This window comes from Thalassovita sp. ABM4_323, assembly GCF_056158665.1.
Genome location: NZ_JBSWTS010000007.1, coordinates 579,143 through 595,675 on the forward strand (window position 1 = coordinate 579,143; position 16,533 = coordinate 595,675).

Genomic DNA, 16,533 nt, shown 5'->3' on the forward strand with positions numbered 1-16,533 from the left:
GTCGGAGTGTAGCTCAGCCTGGTAGAGCACTGTCTTCGGGAGGCAGGGGCCGGAGGTTCGAATCCTCTCACTCCGACCAATAAAATCAAGAACATACGCGAAAACTGGAACCTGCAACTTGTGCAAGCTTGCATGAGTTGCGCAGAATCGCGAGGATGTTCTTATGAAGAGCACTGTCCCATATCTCCGCCAGAGGCCCGACGACTATTGGGAAATCGTGTTTTCAGACCCTGAAACCGGGAAGCCTCGGCGCAAAACCACGAAGACCAAGAACGAAAAAAAGGCCCAGAAAAAGCTGGATGATTTCCAGTCCGACGCGCCTTCCGTTGACCCTGACGCGCCGCGCCTTCAGCAGCGAAAGGATGGCTACTGGGAAACGATCTACAAAGACGATGATCGTAAGACCCGACGGCATTCCCACGGGACCAAAGTTGAGCGCGAAGCCGAGGCCCTGCACGATGCTTTCGCCAAGGAATTTGCTCGCCCTGAAATTCCTGCACGCCCAACTGTCGCTTGGGTCGTGGACCAGTATTTTGCCTACATCTGCCGCGAGAAAGCGGAGTCCACGTCCGGCCCCATGGCGGCAAATGTGGGTCCGCTAAAGGAATATCTGGGGACCTACATTGGGATGAGATCGTACAGGATTCCGTGGACAAATACATTGAATGGCGGATGAAGAAACCTCGCTGGAAGGCACATCAGGATTTCGATGGGCAATATGGGACCACCAGCCGGAACACCGCCTGCAAAGACCTACGGGTCCTGCGAGCCGCGCTGATGCGCGCCCGGAAGAACCGCTACACCGATTACCCGCCAGACTTTTATATTTCCGAGGGGGAGCCTGTTCGGGACACTACGGTTTGGCTCACAAAGGAAGAAATGGAGCGAATGATCGCGGCTTGCGAACCGCGCCCGATCTTCGTCAATGGCACAAAAACTGACCGGGAGAGGAACCGCGACCACCTAGCGGGATTTCTATTAATCGCTCTAGCTACAGGTGCGCGGAAAGAAGCCATCCTTTCGTTGACTTGAGAGCAGGTATATATTCCCGAGACCCGCTTTGAAGTGTTGGAACGCGTGCCGATACCTCTAAATGAGCGTGTTAGGGGTGGCCCGAAAGACCGCGAAATTCGAGGCGCAAACGACCCTGTGGACCGTGAAACCGGTGCGGTCGCCAAAGGAGCGTACATTGACTTTGGCGCAGGCAGTGGGAACAAGCGCCGTCCACAAATCCCAATCGGTCAGAATCTACGACTGATGAAGTATCTTTTGCACACCGGCGACCGGTCACAGCCTTATGTCATCACCTACAACGGGAAGCGAGTGAAGAGCTTGAAGAAAGGTCTCGCCGAAGTAGCTAAGGAAGCAGGCGTGACAAAACCAGTCACGCACCACACGATGAAGCGCACAGCGATTACCCACATGGTCAGGGCGGGCATCCCGTTCAACATCATTGCTGAGGCGGTGAATACCACGGAGGATGTGTTGAAGAAGCACTACAACATGCACCGGCCCGACATTGAAGAGGCGTTTGGGGACGCTCTTTCGGTGCGGCAAAAATCTGCTGACCATGACACGCTTGGCTTGCCCTCAGGCCTTACCGATGTCTGGGACATAGATGTTCTTCAACGGGATGATTGAGCGATAGCGGGGGGACAGGTTGGGGTAATTGTCGAGCACCATTTCGACAAATGCCTCACCGTCTACCAACCGCAACTTGGCGCGGTTCCGTTCCAGTTCGGTGGCTTGTCGGCTGAAAGACCCAAGGCATACGAACAACCCGTACTCACCTTCCCCCAGTGTTCCCAATAGTTGGTTCACCTCAGGACCTCCGATCTGCGATGTCATGCGCTTGCACTGGACCTTTACAATCGGCGGTTGGAAGCCCAGTGCATCCATGTGGGCGATCACATCAACGCCTCCATCGCCCGACTTTTGGGTAACCCGTGCGGTATAGCCCATACATTCCAGCACGTGCGCAACGAGTTCCTCAAACTGGTGACCGCTCAGCGACGCCATGATGCGGCAGATCACGAAATCCTCCGTCGTATCTTCGGCCTGCTGGGATACCGATATGGTCGCGGTTTCGTCGTCGGCAGTTTCGCCGTCAGCTTCCTTTTCCGGCGCTTCCAAGAGATCTGCCTTGGTCAAGAACTCATCCCTGTGGCGTTTGACCTTGAACAGCGTTACCGCAGAACCGATCTCGTTCAACGCGCTTTGGCTGAAATCGCTGCGAGGGCAGTGACCCAGCCATTCGACCGGGCGACGATTGGGGTATTCATCAGGGTCATCTTCGATGTGTTCCGGCCCACCTGTGAAGCGCCCGATGTTCACCATCCGATCATGCTTGGAGGGGTAAACGACGATGTCACCAGACTGCATTTCATGGGCGAAGCGAAAGAGAACAACTGCATGCACTGGTGCGGCTCCTTCCGTTTCGCCGGGAACCAAACGCAGGAGCGCTTCTTTCAGACCATCACGCCCGTTCTCGATTTTGCGGATGTCCCCCACCTCATGCCACCCAATGGCGACGTATCCCTCGTCTACGGGACGGCTGCCTACATGTCGGCCCATATGAAGGCCCCAGACTGTCGGTGTTTCGCCATAACGCTATCTCACTTGTCTTGCTTCGTGGCCCGTTCCTGATTCAGCCGAAACAGTCGTGCGAGAATTTCGTCGTCGGTCAGTTTCCCAGCCCGCCAGTCGTCACCCCAGCCATAGGCTTCGGCAACGGCTTCATCTAAGGCGCGGTGGGCGTGATCCAGCCAAGCGGGACGCGCATTGTAGAGGTTGGTCAGGGTGCGCTTCTTGAGTTCCCTTGCCGCTACTTCATCTTTGGGAAGGACGCGATCAGGAAAGCCGGGAACCACCTCAGGCACACGCTCAACCAGATCAGGCGGGTTCAACCAGTTTTCGCGGAGTTCGTCTAAGCGTGCAGCGGCGGTAGCGATTGCCTGAGCGCGCGGATCGTCAACATAGCCAGAAGGTGGAATGTTGGGTGTCAACCCTTCCGGAAATGCGAATGTCTCAAACGTTGACGAAGGTGTGTATCGCGGATCATTTCCAACTCCGAGGTACGTGCCCATTCTCAGCACCCACAATTCGTGAAACTGACTGTGCAATATTCCGAACGTGGTATCATCGTTGCGAGCCACGACAAACGCGGCGCTAGAGCCTGTATTACAGCTGGTCGAAGGAGTTCCTCGAAGCTGGGAAGAAGCGCCTGGCTGGGGACACGGCGCGTGCGGCCACTTCGACCGAGGTCAAGGATCTGGGTTGTGAGGCCCAGGACCTGAAAGAGGTCGTTGCCGAACAGGCCCTAGAACTGCGCCTTCTCAAAAAAAGCATGCTCGGGGATGGGGGATGAGACCTTTGGGCGCCATTGATCCGAGGACAATGGTCGAATGACGAATGAGATATCCCGCATCCGAGAAGCTGGAGATTGTCCGGCTCGTCGAAGGGTTGCACCTTCCGACGAAACGCACGTTGACAATCTGGGCATCCCAAGAACGACCTTCTACCGTTGGTATGATCGGTATCTGTCGGGTGGTGCCGAGGCGCTTGAGGATCGCAACCCCAGGCCATCCTGGGTCTGGAACCGTATTCCCGAAGCGGTGCGCGAGAAGGTCAAGGATCTGGCCCTGAAGGAGAGCGACCTGGCGCCGCACGAGTTGGCAGTGCAGTTCGCTGACACGGAAAAGTATCCTCGACCATTATCCTCGGACCAATGGCGGACAAAGGTCTCGATGTCCGAGTCTTCCGAATATCGCATCCTCAAGTCTTATGACCTGATCACCAGCCCAGCCTAAGTGGTTGTGTCCGCAGCTGACGAGTTCCGGGACAAGACGACCCGGCCAAACCAGCTGTGGCAGACCGACTTCACTTACCTGAAGGTCATCGGTCACGCCGGAGGCGTGCCTTCGGCACGACGGCTGGTTCTACCTGTCCACCATCCTCGACGACTTCAGCCGCTACATCATCGCCTGGAAGCTTTGCACGACGATGAAGTCGGGCGATGTCACCGACACGCTGGACCTGGCGCTGCAGGCTTCGGGCTGCGATCAGGCGACGGTCCTGCACAAGCCGCGCCTGCTCAGCGAACAAGCCATTGAAGGCGCCATTGGTTCGAGCACAATGGCGAGCGGGTCGAGTTACATCTCGGGGGAGTTGGCAAATTGGTTGAAAGACCGGCAGATAGACCATGTCCGCAGCGCACCCTATCCCCCCAGACCCAGGGCAAGATCGAGAGGTGGCACCAGACTCTGAAGAACCTGACCTGAGCCCCAAGTTTCCTCCAACCTTGTAGAGTCCTTGGGTTTGGTTTGATGGCCTTACGCGGCCAGTTTGTCGATGTTCATTTCTCTGCAAATTCGATCGGTCTCAGGTTGCCCAACACCGAATGTAGTCTTTGATAATTGTCATCCTCTTGCCCTGCTTCCAGCGTTTCATGGGCCCCGGCCAGTGAGCTAAAGTGCGTTTCGTTGAGGCATTCGTCCATTGCCCGGCAGGCGATTTGTGAAACAAATCTGCCGAGAGAGGCGCAGCTTGCCGTTGAAGCTTTCGATGAATGCGTTTTGGGTTGGTTTTCCCGGCGCGTTGTAAGGCCAGTCGATCCCGTTGTCCTGAACCCACCTGAGCACCGCCATACTGGTAAATTCGGTGCCGTTGTCAGACACAATTGTTCCCGGCATCCCGCGCTCGGAAATGACCCGGTCCAGTTCCCGCGTGACCCGCAAGCCGGACAGGGATGTGTCGGCGATCGGTGTCAGGCTCTCACGGGTAGGGTCGTCTGCCACGGCAAGGATGCGGAACCGGCGGCCGCCGGTGAAGGCGTCTGAGACGAAATTCAGGCTCCAACGCTGGTTCTCACCATCCGGCACAACTATCGGCCTTCTGGCGCCCATTCTGGTGGTGCTTGCAGCCACCGCAACGCTCACCAGCGTTCTGACCCTACCGAATTGATGTATCCCATGAACGGGCGAGACGTCCTGATCTCAACAGGCGCATCAAGGGCGGCTTGGCAACTTTGCCTGCGGGCAAGGTATGGTTCGAAAATCTAGTCCCAAACGGCCTTGATGGTCTCGCTGACGGCCCTTTGAACGGGGTCGTGGCCACCTCTTTCGCGTGTCACGAAACATAGGCATGCGGGCACACTGACAAATTCGCAAACCGCTAAGCCCGTGGATTGTTTTTGCTCCAAAGCAATGGACTCGCGGCTCAAACTGAGGCCGATGCCAGAGCGCACCATCTCAAGCATGGATGATTCCTGATCCACCTGAGCAACAGCGTTTTGTTTGACGCCATGGGATTCGAATATGGGTCGCAAGAGGCGGTTGTGCACAGAAAGCTCGGGCGTGCCAATCCAGGGGAGCTTTGCCAGCGTGGGCCAGTCACATTGCGAGATCTGTCGATCCCAGCCGGCCGGGCCAATGACGCGGTAAGAAAAGTCAGCAAGCTTGCGCACATGCGCGTGATCGTCCAGCTCTTGCCCGACTTTGTCGAGATCATGTGGGCTGGTGAGATAAAAGCCCGAGTCGATCTGGCGCCGATTTAGACGCTGCAGTGTTTCCCCGCTCATGCCGTGATGGATCTGGGTTTCGATATCCGGATAGTCACGGCGCAATTTGCCAAGCAGAAGGCCAAGACGGATGAAGGCAGGGTCGACGATCGTTCCGATCCGAACCGTGCCGCGGATACGCTCGGACTGGTGGCTGGCGCTGCGTTGAAACTCGCTCATGCTGTCAATGACCTGCTCGGCTTTGACAAGCAGTTTTTTACCCTCTTCAGTGAGTTCGAGGCCATGCGGAGCGCGCTTGAAAAGCGTCACGCCTATGTCGTCGCTCAATCGCTTGAGCTGGTGGCTAATGGCAGGCTGCGTGAGGTTGAGAATACCCGATGCCGCAGACGCGCTGCCCTCTTTTGCAACGGTGACGAACGCCAAAAGGCCGGCGATATTGGTGAATCTCTCCATATTAATATCCTTTATATCTGATAGGTGAAAATGTCATTAGCTTTGAAGCTCTCATCCGCATATCAACGGCGTCAACCAATGCTTTGGGAGGGGCGTTGACGCCTGATAGCGCTTCTTTTTTGGCGCAATCCGCCTTCATGCGTTTCCCAAACAACGCCAGACCATCAAGGGGAGATGATGAATATGCCAGCAAATGATATGCACGATTTCGATTACATCGTGATTGGCGCCGGTTCCGCAGGATGCCTTATGGCCAATCGCCTGAGCGCGGATCCGAAGAACCGGGTATTGCTGCTGGAGGCTGGCAAACCCGACACCTATCCTTGGATTCATATCCCCGTCGGCTATTTGTATTGCATCGGGAATCCCCGCGCAGACTGGATGTATAACACTGAATCCGACAAGGGTTTGAATGGTCGCGTTTTGCGCTATCCACGCGGAAAAACGCTTGGCGGGTGCTCCTCGATCAACGGAATGATTTATATGCGCGGTCAGGCGCGTGACTATGACAACTGGGCCGCTTTGACGGGAGAAGAGGCCTGGAACTGGAACAACTCTCTCGAGGATTTCAAGGCGCATGAAGACTTCTATAAGCTCGACAATGGCGCCGATCCAGCGACGGGAAACAATGCCCGCGTGTCCGACTTCCACGCCCATGGCGGAGAATGGCGGATCGAGAAACAACGCCTGCGCTGGGATGTGCTCGACAGTTTCGCCGAAGCGGCCACGCAATCGGGGATCGAGAAGACCGAAGACTTCAATACCGGTGACAATTCGGGTGTGGGCTACTTCGAGGTGAACCAACGCTCGGGCTGGCGTTGGAACACCTCCAAAGCCTTCCTGAGACCGGCAAAATCGCGCAGCAACCTGACAATCTGGACCGAAGCGCAGGTCGAGAAGCTGGAATTTACCAACGACGGCACGGGCGCATTGCGCTGTATCGGAGCTGTGGTCCATCAGAACGGCAAAACGCGCCGTGTATCGGCCAGACGTGAAACTGTACTATCGGCCGGGGCAATCAATTCGCCACAGATTTTGCAGCTGTCGGGCGTTGGCCCCGCTGGCCTGTTGCGAGAACACGGGATCGACGTGGTAATGGATGCTCCTTTCGTCGGGGAGAACCTGCAAGACCATCTGCAAATCCGTGCGGTCTACAAAGTCAATGGGACCAAGACGATGAATTCGCTGGCCAATTCGTTGATTGGCAAGATGAAGATTGGTCTGGAGTATATGTTCAAGCGCTCGGGCCCGATGTCGATGGCCCCCAGTCAGCTTGGCGCCTTCACGCGCTCGGATCCGTCGCGTCCTCACGCCAATCTTGAATACCATGTTCAGCCGCTGAGCCTGGAAGCCTTTGGTGAAGACCTGCACGATTTCCCTGCGATGACCGTTTCGGTCTGCAATCTGAATCCGACGAGCCGGGGACATGTACGCATTGGCTCTGCGGATTTTCGAGACGCACCGAAGATTTCGCCCAACTACCTTGATACCGAAGAGGATCGCCTGATCGCAGCGCAAAGCCTGCGGCAAGTCCGTGAGATCATGGGACAAGGCGCCATGGCCCAGTACGATCCCGAGGAATATAAACCCGGTCTTCAGTATCAAAGCGATGAGGAACTCGCCAAGCTGGCAGGCGACATCGCCAATACCATTTTCCATCCTGTCGGAACCATCAAAATGGGCCGCACGGATGATCCAAGCGCTGTTTTGGATCCGCAGCTTCGGTTCAAAGGCATTCAGGTGCTTCGCGTTGTCGATGCTTCGGTGATGCCAGAAATCACCTCGGGAAACACCAATTCTCCGACGCTCATGATCGCCGAGAAGGCCGCCAAGTGGATGTTGGCCGAGACCCCGTAATCAACGCGCAAAAGATACCCTACGAAATGTGGGAATACTGCTCTGAAACCCTAGGGAGAAAGACTGCGCCAGCCCGTCAGACCGAAGGTCCTGGGGCTCAACAAGAACGGAGTGAAAACCGTTCCTACCTAAATGGTATCTCTAATTGCGTCACTGTAAAGAGAGGCGGAAACGCCTCCCTTTATTGCGAAGTGTAGATGAGGGCTTTCAGGCATGCCTGGCCGGCTAGAGACCCAAGCTACAGCCCGTTTTTGGCCGTCTTCTGAGACACGGCACACAGCATTTCGAACAAAAAATTCGCAGCAATAACGGCCGTGTTTCCAGTGGTGTCATAGGGCGGCGAGACCTCGACCAAATCACCCCCGACAAGGTTCAATCCTGCGCAACCCCGGATGATCTCGAGCCCCTGAATGGTGGTCAGCCCGCCCACTTCGACAGTTCCGGTTCCAGGGGCAAAGGCGGGGTCCAGACTGTCAATATCATAGCTCAGATACACCGGGGCGTCGCCGATTTTGGCCCGGATGTCGTCCATCACCGGCGCAAGGCTTTTGTGCCAGCAATCTTCGGCCGGGATAACGGTCCAGCCCTTTTCACGCCCCCAATCAAAATCCTCGGGACTGTATCCACTGCCCCGCAGGCCGATCTGGAACACCATGTCGTCGCGCAGAAGACCTTCTTCATGGGCGCGCCGGAACGGACAGCCATGGGCGGCCTCTTCGCCGAACATCATTTCATTGGTATCGGAATGGGCATCCACATGGATCAGCGCAACGGGTCCGTGCTTGGCCGCCATTGCCCGCAAGATCGGCCAGGTCAAAGTATGGTCGCCGCCCAGCGTCAGTGGAACCACCTCGTGGCGCAGGATCTCGTGATAGGTTTGCGCAATGATCTCGACGGATTTTTTCAGATCAAAGGTGTTGATCGGCACATCCCCGATATCGGCAACCTGAAACGTGTCAAACGGTGCGGCGCCGGTGGCCATGTTATAGGGGCGGATCATGCGGCTTTCGTCCCGGATTTGACGCGGGCCAAGGCGGGTGCCAGACCGGTTGGAGGTCCCAATGTCCATCGGGATGCCGACAAAACAGGCATCCAGGCCATCTGCGGTCGGCTGCGAAGGAAGCCGCATCATCGTGGCAGGTCCGCCCATGCGTGGCATCGTGTTTCCGCCCAGCGGCTGGTTATAGTCCTTCATGTTGCATCTCCTTTAGGGCGTCTTGGATACATCCCACCATGACGCGCTGGGCTTTCTGGTTGCGCCAGTTTTCACGCAAAGCGATTTGGAACTGCGCACGGTAGGAAAAGAGGTCAGGTCGCAAGGACCGCAGCGGAACGCGGGATGACAGCGTGTCCGCCATATGGGTCGGCAAATAGCCCAGATAGGCCCCGGACAAGATCAGATGAGCCTCGGCCTCCATGTCAGAAACCGTCGCCTGAGACGAAGAAATCGCGAAGATCTGCGTATCGCGCTCGGCCCAATAGGACCGCGCGATGATCCGGTGTTCGCGTACGGTTTCGATACCGATTTCTTTGTCTGGCACCTCAAAAAGCGGGTGCCCCTCGGCACAGTAGAACTGCTGCTGCTCGGTATAGAGGTCGATGTAGTCCAGACCCAGTACGATTTTGGGAAAGCTTCCGACCACCAGGTCCACGCGCCGCGCCATGAGTTCGTTCAAAAGCTCGTTTGGCGTCAGCGTCATCAGGTGCAAATGAACACTTGGTGCCGCAGAGGCGAAACGCCCGAACGCCATGCTGATCGGGCTAGACGGATCCGATATCATGTTATCCACCAACCCGATGGTCAGCTTTCTGGGCATGGTATCGGTCAGCGTCCCGACCCGATGACTAAAGGTATCAAGCGCCGAAAGCAGATCCTTACACTCGTCATAGAACTGCTGGCCCGCCGTGGTCAGGGAAAACCCGCTGCGCCCACGGCTGCACAGTTTCAAACCATAGCGCTTTTCAAGCGAGGACACTTTCTCGGAGATCGAGGAGAGTGCAAGGTTCAGCTCCAGCTGCGCGGCGGACATGCCCCCGGCTTCGACGACGGCGACAAAGACCCGAACCAGCCGGATATCGACCGTATCCACAGCGAAATTAAAGCGGCGGTCCTTTGAGGCAGGAGAGGTGGTCGACTTGCCCATCAGATCACCGTGCAAACATGAATGGTGACGCTGACGGTGGTGAACACACAGGTCGCAATGAACAGGCGATGATTCAGCCACGCGTGCGGGCCTGGCGGGGCGTCAAAAACGGGTGCACAGCGGAAATAGTATTCGTCCGTACCGACCGTTTCACCGCGATCCAGGCGATCCGAAACCTCGATCGGAGCAACATAGAGCCCCTTGTTGCAGATATAGATCGGGGTGCCATCCTCGGCCTGAATGGCATAGTGGGCCTCGACTTGCGACGTGCCATCAGGGCGGATGAATTCATAATCCGCACCGCCTGGGATGATGCGCCCCGTCAAGCGCGGGCCGCTTACTGTTCCTCCGGTGATGCCGATGATACGGCGTTGACCATTGGGACCCGGCCCGCCGGTCAGCGGGGCGGAGATTTCGGCCGAAATATCAAAGGCGTGGCTTAGCCCAATGGGCAATTCACAAAGCGTCATGCGTGACCTTTCCACCGCACAGGGTCAGAAGACATTTCACATCCGCGATGTCCTCGGGCGTTGTCTCCGTCAGATCGCGGTCAAGAAGGATAACATCAGCCAGATAGCCTTGGCACAAGCGTCCTTTGCGATCTTCCTTGAACTCGGCAAAGGCGGCATTGGTGGTATAGCCTTCCAGCGCCTCGTGCAGCGTCAAGCGGTTGTCGGGCTGGCTTTTGTGCCAGGGCATGCGCGTCATCGCCGCGTGGATCGAAGCCCAGGGATCCACCGAAGAGACCGGCCAATCCGTGGACAGGATCAGCGGCAGGCCAAGGTCGCGCATCCGCCGCCAAGCATAGGCGCGCGCAAAGTTCGCCTCGCCGATCCGTGACACGGTGGGCTCCATGGGCAGGCCGCACTGACCAGGCGGATGCGTTGGCTGCATCGAAGGAATGACGTCCAGCGTTTTGAGCCGCTCAAAGTCCTCTTCGCGCACGACCTCCAGATGTTCGATCCGATGGCGGCTGTCGCGGGCCCCGTTGACCGTCCGAGCGGCAGCAAGGGCATCCAGTGTCATGCCAGACGCTCCATCGCCGATGGCATGGACAGCGATTTGCAATCCGGCCGCGTCGGCGCGGGTGCACAGATCGTTGAACACCTCCGGATCATACAGCGCTTCGCCGCGCCAGCCGGGACGGTCCGCGTAGTCTTCGCTCATGATGGCAGTGTGACTGTCCAGGACGCCATCAGCGAAAAACTTGATCGCGCCCGCGCTCAGGGTGTCACTGTTGAAATCCCGCGCCAGTGCCACGCTATAGGCAACGGCAGTGTCCAGATCGCCCGCCACGTGTCGCCCGGGCACACGGCCCCGGCACAAAAGCCGCCCCTCCGCTTCCAACTCGGCCAGACGCTCCAGCGTGTAGCGGTTTCCATCCATGTTCTGAAAACTGGTGATGCCAAAGCTGGCCATGTGGCGAAGGCCCAGAAACATCGTTTCGCGGTCGGTTTCCAGGTCATCCGGGCTTGGAGACTCGGCCGGGTCAAGCCCTGTCGTCAGCCCCAAACGGTCCCGTCCCTTGGTTGGCGTCAGATCAAAGATCGGGCCAAACGCAGCCCCTTCGCGCAGCTCGCCATGGGCCAAACCGTCCCGACCCATGACAATCTCGTGGCCCGGTGGCAAATCCGCGCCGTGCAGCAGACCCGCAGCCTCCAGCGCCATCGTATTCGCCCAGACCGTGTGAAAATCCGGAGACATAAGCGCAAGCGGGCGATCCGCCATGATCGCGTCCAGCTGGTGCCGCGTCGGCGTCGCCTCGCCAAAAATGGTGTAGTCCGCGCCCAGACAAACAAGGATCGGCAGGTCCGGGTTGTCCCTCCCGTAGGAGCGGATCAGCCCGGCGACATGCTCGAACCCGTGTTGCTCAAAAAGCGACAGTTGCGTCAGCCCAACCGATCCCGAGAAGATATGCACATGGCTTTCGTTCAGCCCCGGCATCACCGTGCGGCCCTGCGCATCAATCACCCGCGTTTCATCGGTGGCCAAGGCGCGGACGGGTGCGTCGTTTCCGACGGCCAGGATTCGCCCACCGCCAAGCGCAATCGCGGTGCCGGTGGTGCAGTCGTCCATTGTGATCAGCGCAGCGTTGTAGAGAATAATCTCGGCCATCACAGGCCTCCGCTGGTGATGTGTTTGACAGCGCAGTAAGACTTCAGGCCGCTGTCCCCCAGTTCGCGCCCGATGCCGCTGGCCTTGAACCCGCCCCAAGAGGTTTCGGGGAAGATGATTTGAGGCACGTTTACCCAGATGTGGCCCGCCTCGATCCGGTCCGCGATTTGCTGCGCCCGTTCGCCGCCAACAACCGTGGCGACCAACCCGTATTCCGTTGCATTGGCCAGCCGGATGGCCTCTTCGTCCGAAGATACGCGGCGAATGCACAGAACCGGGCCAAAAATTTCTTCGATCCAAAGCCGGCTATCCTCGGGGACGTCCACATAGATCGTCGGTTCGACGAAATACCCTGCCCCATGGCCATCCGCGCCACCTGCGAGGCAATCCAGCCCCTCGGTTCGGGCCGCGCGCAGATAGCTTTGCACTTTGTCCCGTTGGGGCAATGTGGTCACGGGGCCCATATCGACCTCTGCGCTCAGAGGATCCCCGACGCGCAGTTTCGCAAGTCGCGCGCGCAGCTCTGCGATCAGATCGTCCGCGACAGCCTGAGCCACGATAAGCCGCGCCGTGGCCGAGCACATCTGACCCGCATTAAACAGGATACCGGCCAGCGCAATTTCCGCGGCTTGCGCGATATCGGCATCTTGCAGAACCACGATGGGCGCCTTGCCACCCAGTTCGAGGGACACCGGCAATACCCGCGTTGCAGCTGCGGCCATAACCTTGCTGCCGGTTTCGGTCGAGCCGGTGAAGGAAACCTTTCGGATCTCGTGCGCGGCAATCATCGCCGCACCGATGTCACCAAGACCTGGCAAAATCGACAGCACCCCTTCGGGCAGGCCAATTTCCTGAGCAATGTCGCCATAGACCAGCTCGGCCAGAGTCGTGAACTCGGATGGTTTCAAAACCGCCGTGCACCCAGCGGCCAATGCTGGCGCCAGTTTCCAGGCGGTCGTCACAAGCGGGAAATTCCACGGTACGATCAAGGCGGCGGGGCCATAGGGCACCAGCGTCTGGCGTCCGGTCATTCCCTCGGGCAGCATCTGATCGGGGCGATTCAACGCGCCACTTTCGATCAGGTCAGCGTAGTAGTTAAAGCAGGCGCGCGCGTCCTCGACGTCAAACTCGGCCTCTTGCCTGGGCTTACCATTGTTGCGCATTTGCAGCGTGACCAGCGCAGCTTTGCGCGCCAGTAGCCCATCCGCAAAGCCACGCAGCATCTTTGCGCGGATGTCCACTGGCGTGGTGCGCCAGTTGCTGAAAGACGCCGCAGCCTGGGCGCAGGCCTGCCCTACATCCTCGGACGTGGCCATCTGGAACGTGGCGAACACGTCCTCATTGGCGGGGTTGATCGCCTCGCGCACAGGCCCAGCCCCCGCCCGGAAGCTGCCGCCGACAAAAACGCAGTCGGTCCGATCCTCCAGCGCGCTCATAGCGGGAACCCCAAAGCGTGGACCATTTTGATCCAGGCGCGTCTCCAGCCGCCCTTTTCATCCACACCGTCCAGTGCCTTGATGGTGATATTCGCGCCCGGCCACCGCAAGGGTTCAGGTGGGATCGGCATCGGCAGCTTGGAGGCAAGCTCGAGCCCAAGTTCCGGGACGCCGGTGTCATCGATCATCTCAAGCGCCATACGTGCCCCAAACCGCGAGGCGGTGACGCCAAAACCGGAATAGCCGCCCGCATAGACACCTTTGCCGCCGTAATAGGGTTGAAAATGCACGGCAAAGCGGGTGGTCAGGTCAATCGGGCCAGACCAGGCATGAGAAAACTTGACGTCCCCCAATTGTGGGAAGGTATTAAAGAAATACTCTCCCAGCTTTTCATAGACGTCGATTTTGCGGTCCCCGGCCGGGTCGGTTGGCCCCCCATAGTAATACCCGATGCGCCCGCCATACACGATGCGATTGTCGGCCGTCAGGCGCATATAGTTCAGCTGCTTGCGCGTGTCATAGATGCCCTGCCGGTTTTTCCAACCGATGCGGTCCAGTTGCTCGGCGTTCAGAGGTTCGGTGGCGATCACCCGGTCGCGAAAGGCAGCCACGTAGTTCTTGATTTTGCGATGTCCGGCACACCAGGCATTGGTGGCAAAGATCACTTTGGGCGCCTCGATCAGCCCGTCATGGGTTTTGATGCGCAGTTTGTGACCCAGATCTTCGACATGCTCCATGGGCGTGTATTCATGGATCGCAACGCCCAGCTTCAGCGCGACCTTCTTCAGCCCCCAGGCCAGTTTGGCAGGCTGCACGATCCCGGTGCGTTTTCGATTCCAGATGCCAGCGTGAAAGGTCGGGCTGTCCACCTCGGCGCGCACGGCGTCGCGGTCCAGAAAATCCATCTGGGGATTGTGCCGCAGGTGCATGTCATGTTCTTCGCGCAGCTCTGGCAGATCTTCGGGCCGCACGGCGACGGTCATCTCGCCGTTCCATTCCAGGTCGCAGTCGATCCCGAACTCTTCGATGGTGGCGCGCCAGGCATCCAGATTTTCAAAACCCAGCGTCTCGAGCATGTCCATATCGCCGGGGAACACACGTTTGGCGTTCGCGATGCCGTGCATCACCGAGGTGGAAACGATGCCCCCAGGCCGACCAGAGGCCCCAAGAGCCACCTTGCTGGCCTCGATCAACACCACATCGCGGTTTGGATCACGCTGCTTGGCGATGATCGCCACCCAGAGCCCGGTAAACCCGCCCCCGACAATCAGCAGATCAGTTTCGCGGCGCCCGATCAAATGCGGACAGGTTTCCGGTGCGCGAGCATCCAACCAAAACGGGGAAAGAATTGCGTCGGACAAGGCCGTTTTTGCGGGGGTCATTGGCGAGCTCCCATGAGCTTGGGCAGGTCACTGAACCGAGCCACCAGGGCAAAGATCAGCACAGTCGTAGCGACAAAAACAACAGAGGCCGCAGCCATCACTGGCGTATAGCCATAGCGCAGGGTGTTGAAAATTTTCATCGGCAGGGTTTCGGTTACGGCGCCGACGGTCATCGTTGCAATGATATATTCGTTCAGCGAGATCACGAAGACAAAGGCGAAACCCGACACCAGATAGGGCCGGATCATCGGCAATACTAGCGTGCGTGTCAGGGTCCATTCATCCGCCCCCATCGAGCGGCTGGCATCCACAAGGCTTTCGTCGATATCCTCGAATCCCAGCGACAGTGTGATGATAGGCAAAGTGACCAGAAACACCGCATGGGCAACGATCACAGTCCACAGGTATCCATAGGCTCCGATCATGATAAAGAAGCTCAGGAAGCCCACGGCCGTGATCACTGGTGGCAGCAAAAACGGCATTGCTCCGACTGCAACAACGGCCCGCCCAAATCCGGTTTTATAGCGCCAGTTGAACCAAGCGACGGGCAAAGCCACCGCGACAGCCAGCGCCGCCGCAGCGAAGGCCACACCCACGGATGTAAGCAGCGCCGAACGCCACCCTGTATCCACAAACAGCTCGGCGTACCACGCGAGGTTAAATCCCTCTGGCGGGAAATTGAGCGAGCGGCGCTCGTTCACCGACACTCCGGCTATCACGATGAAAGGCGCGACTATCACGATACCGACGGCCCAGAAAAACAGACGTGTCATCAGGATGCCTCCGCTTTGCGGTTAAAAAGATAGACCGTCAGCACCAACAGGCAGGTTACCGTCATCAGAAACACCGCCAGGGCCGCCGAGAATGGCAGGTTCGCCTGCAACAGCGCCTGATCCGAGATCACCACTGACAGAGTCCAGTTCGTGGGGCGCCCCAGCACCTGCGGGATCAGGTAGGACCCCAGGACGAAGACGAAAATCATGATCGATGTGACGACAATCGGAATCCGGTGTAACGGCACGATCACCCCGAAAAACGCGCGCAACGGCGAGGCCCCCAGGGTGCGCGCTGCTTGATCCACTTCGGGGTCAAGACGGCTGAGGATCGGGTAGAACAGTAGAACCGCATAGGGCAGCGCGATGTAGAACACGCCTGAAATCACGGCACCGAAACTGGGAGCAAAGCTTTGCGGCGCATCCAGAAGGCCCAAGGCCGCCAGCATCGTGCCGATCCCGGCCGTGCGCGACAACAGCGTCGACCAGGCAAAACCAATGATGGCTTCGGACAACGACAGCACCGATAACATCAGGATCAGCCAGAAAACATGCACCCGACGAGAGCTTTTGACCAACAGATAGGTGAACGGAAACCCAATCGCGATGGCGAGCGCGGCCACGATCCCTGCGACCTGGAGCGAGGTCCCAAGGACACCAAAGATGAAGCCAGACCAGAGCCGTTGATAGTTTTCCAAGGTGAAGGTGGTTTCGTAATAGCCGCCGCCAACATTCTTGAAGAACGACAGGCTGACCATCGAGCCGAAGGGCACCACGTAAAACGCAATCAGCGCGAAAGCGGGCAACAGGATGGGCAGATACCCAAGCGGGGTTGCGGGGCGTGACTGGGCCATG

The 16,533-nt window shown here is 58.1% G+C and carries 15 protein-coding genes, 1 tRNA gene and 2 pseudogenes; 6 read left to right on the forward strand and 12 right to left on the reverse strand.

Annotated features, from left to right (window positions below):
• Positions 1 to 2 precede the first annotated feature (2 nt).
• The 4 genes from ACXADQ_RS05215 (at position 3) to ACXADQ_RS05230 (ending at position 1,641) form a co-directional block, all read left to right on the forward strand.
• Positions 3 to 79, forward strand: a tRNA-Pro gene (locus tag ACXADQ_RS05215).
• A gap of 84 nt (positions 80 to 163) precedes the next feature.
• Positions 164 to 676 (forward strand): hypothetical protein, encoded by a 513-nt coding sequence (locus tag ACXADQ_RS05220; protein WP_475316242.1) that lies wholly within the window; start codon positions 164 to 166, stop codon positions 674 to 676.
• Positions 649 to 1,032 carry a hypothetical protein gene (locus ACXADQ_RS05225; RefSeq protein ID WP_475316245.1) on the forward strand — a complete coding sequence of 128 codons (384 nt, stop codon included), beginning with the start codon at positions 649 to 651 and terminating at the stop codon, positions 1,030 to 1,032. Before ACXADQ_RS05220 ends, ACXADQ_RS05225 begins: the two co-directional genes overlap by 28 nt.
• 117 nt (positions 1,033 to 1,149) lie before the next feature.
• Positions 1,150 to 1,641, forward strand: a complete 492-nt coding sequence (locus tag ACXADQ_RS05230; protein ID WP_475316247.1) for a hypothetical protein — start codon at positions 1,150 to 1,152, stop codon at positions 1,639 to 1,641.
• Here the strand turns inward: ACXADQ_RS05230 and ACXADQ_RS05235 are convergent.
• Complete coding sequence (locus ACXADQ_RS05235) at positions 1,591 to 2,511, reverse strand: restriction endonuclease (RefSeq protein WP_475316251.1); 921 nt, start codon at positions 2,509 to 2,511, stop codon at positions 1,591 to 1,593. The two genes, ACXADQ_RS05230 and ACXADQ_RS05235, sit on opposite strands and share 51 nt — an antisense overlap.
• A gap of 104 nt (positions 2,512 to 2,615) precedes the next feature.
• Complete coding sequence (locus tag ACXADQ_RS05240) at positions 2,616 to 3,086, reverse strand: hypothetical protein (protein WP_475316255.1); 471 nt, start codon at positions 3,084 to 3,086, stop codon at positions 2,616 to 2,618.
• Between the two features lie 86 nt (positions 3,087 to 3,172).
• On the opposite strand from ACXADQ_RS05240, the pseudogene ACXADQ_RS05245 reads away from it, so the two are divergent.
• Positions 3,173 to 4,271 (forward strand): annotated as a pseudogene (locus ACXADQ_RS05245) (DDE-type integrase/transposase/recombinase); the annotation flags it as partial.
• 89 nt (positions 4,272 to 4,360) lie between these two features.
• Here the strand turns inward: ACXADQ_RS05245 and ACXADQ_RS05250 are convergent.
• Positions 4,361 to 4,904, reverse strand: a pseudogene (locus ACXADQ_RS05250) (integrase core domain-containing protein); the annotation flags it as partial.
• A gap of 152 nt (positions 4,905 to 5,056) precedes the next feature.
• Entirely contained in the window at positions 5,057 to 5,971 is a 915-nt protein-coding gene (locus tag ACXADQ_RS05255) for a LysR family transcriptional regulator (RefSeq protein ID WP_475316257.1), read from the reverse strand.
• A gap of 183 nt (positions 5,972 to 6,154) precedes the next feature.
• Here ACXADQ_RS05255 and ACXADQ_RS05260 point away from each other — a divergent pair, with 183 nt between their 5' ends.
• The gene (locus ACXADQ_RS05260) at positions 6,155 to 7,828 is read left to right on the forward strand and encodes a GMC family oxidoreductase (protein ID WP_475316261.1); all 1,674 of its coding nucleotides are present in this window, start codon (positions 6,155 to 6,157) and stop codon (positions 7,826 to 7,828) included.
• Between the two features lie 238 nt (positions 7,829 to 8,066).
• Here the strand turns inward: ACXADQ_RS05260 and speB are convergent, their stop codons facing one another.
• From speB to ACXADQ_RS05300, 8 genes are read right to left on the reverse strand one after another with little or no spacing between them, the layout of a single operon-like run.
• Positions 8,067 to 9,023: an agmatinase gene (speB, locus tag ACXADQ_RS05265; protein ID WP_475316264.1), complete on the reverse strand. Its 957-nt coding sequence runs from the start codon at positions 9,021 to 9,023 to the stop codon at positions 8,067 to 8,069.
• Complete coding sequence (locus ACXADQ_RS05270) at positions 9,010 to 9,972, reverse strand: LysR family transcriptional regulator (protein WP_475316267.1); 963 nt, start codon at positions 9,970 to 9,972, stop codon at positions 9,010 to 9,012. Before ACXADQ_RS05270 ends, speB begins: the two co-directional genes overlap by 14 nt.
• The gene (locus ACXADQ_RS05275) at positions 9,972 to 10,442 is read right to left on the reverse strand and encodes a DUF3237 domain-containing protein (RefSeq protein ID WP_475316271.1); all 471 of its coding nucleotides are present in this window, start codon (positions 10,440 to 10,442) and stop codon (positions 9,972 to 9,974) included. Before ACXADQ_RS05275 ends, ACXADQ_RS05270 begins: the two co-directional genes overlap by 1 nt.
• A complete protein-coding gene (locus ACXADQ_RS05280; protein WP_475316272.1) occupies positions 10,429 to 12,087 on the reverse strand; it encodes an amidohydrolase in 1,659 nt (552 codons plus the stop codon). Before ACXADQ_RS05280 ends, ACXADQ_RS05275 begins: the two co-directional genes overlap by 14 nt.
• Positions 12,087 to 13,523, reverse strand: a complete 1,437-nt coding sequence (locus ACXADQ_RS05285) for an aldehyde dehydrogenase family protein (RefSeq protein WP_475316275.1) — start codon at positions 13,521 to 13,523, stop codon at positions 12,087 to 12,089. Before ACXADQ_RS05285 ends, ACXADQ_RS05280 begins: the two co-directional genes overlap by 1 nt.
• On the reverse strand, positions 13,520 to 14,905 hold the full coding sequence (locus ACXADQ_RS05290; RefSeq protein WP_475316279.1) for an NAD(P)/FAD-dependent oxidoreductase: 1,386 nt from the start codon (positions 14,903 to 14,905) through the stop codon (positions 13,520 to 13,522). The genes ACXADQ_RS05285 and ACXADQ_RS05290 overlap by 4 nt, the downstream gene beginning before the upstream one ends.
• Positions 14,902 to 15,678, reverse strand: a complete 777-nt coding sequence (locus ACXADQ_RS05295; protein ID WP_475316282.1) for an ABC transporter permease — start codon at positions 15,676 to 15,678, stop codon at positions 14,902 to 14,904. Before ACXADQ_RS05295 ends, ACXADQ_RS05290 begins: the two co-directional genes overlap by 4 nt.
• The gene (locus ACXADQ_RS05300) at positions 15,678 to 16,532 is read right to left on the reverse strand and encodes an ABC transporter permease (protein ID WP_475316284.1); all 855 of its coding nucleotides are present in this window, start codon (positions 16,530 to 16,532) and stop codon (positions 15,678 to 15,680) included. The genes ACXADQ_RS05295 and ACXADQ_RS05300 overlap by 1 nt, the downstream gene beginning before the upstream one ends.
• Position 16,533 lies beyond the last annotated feature (1 nt).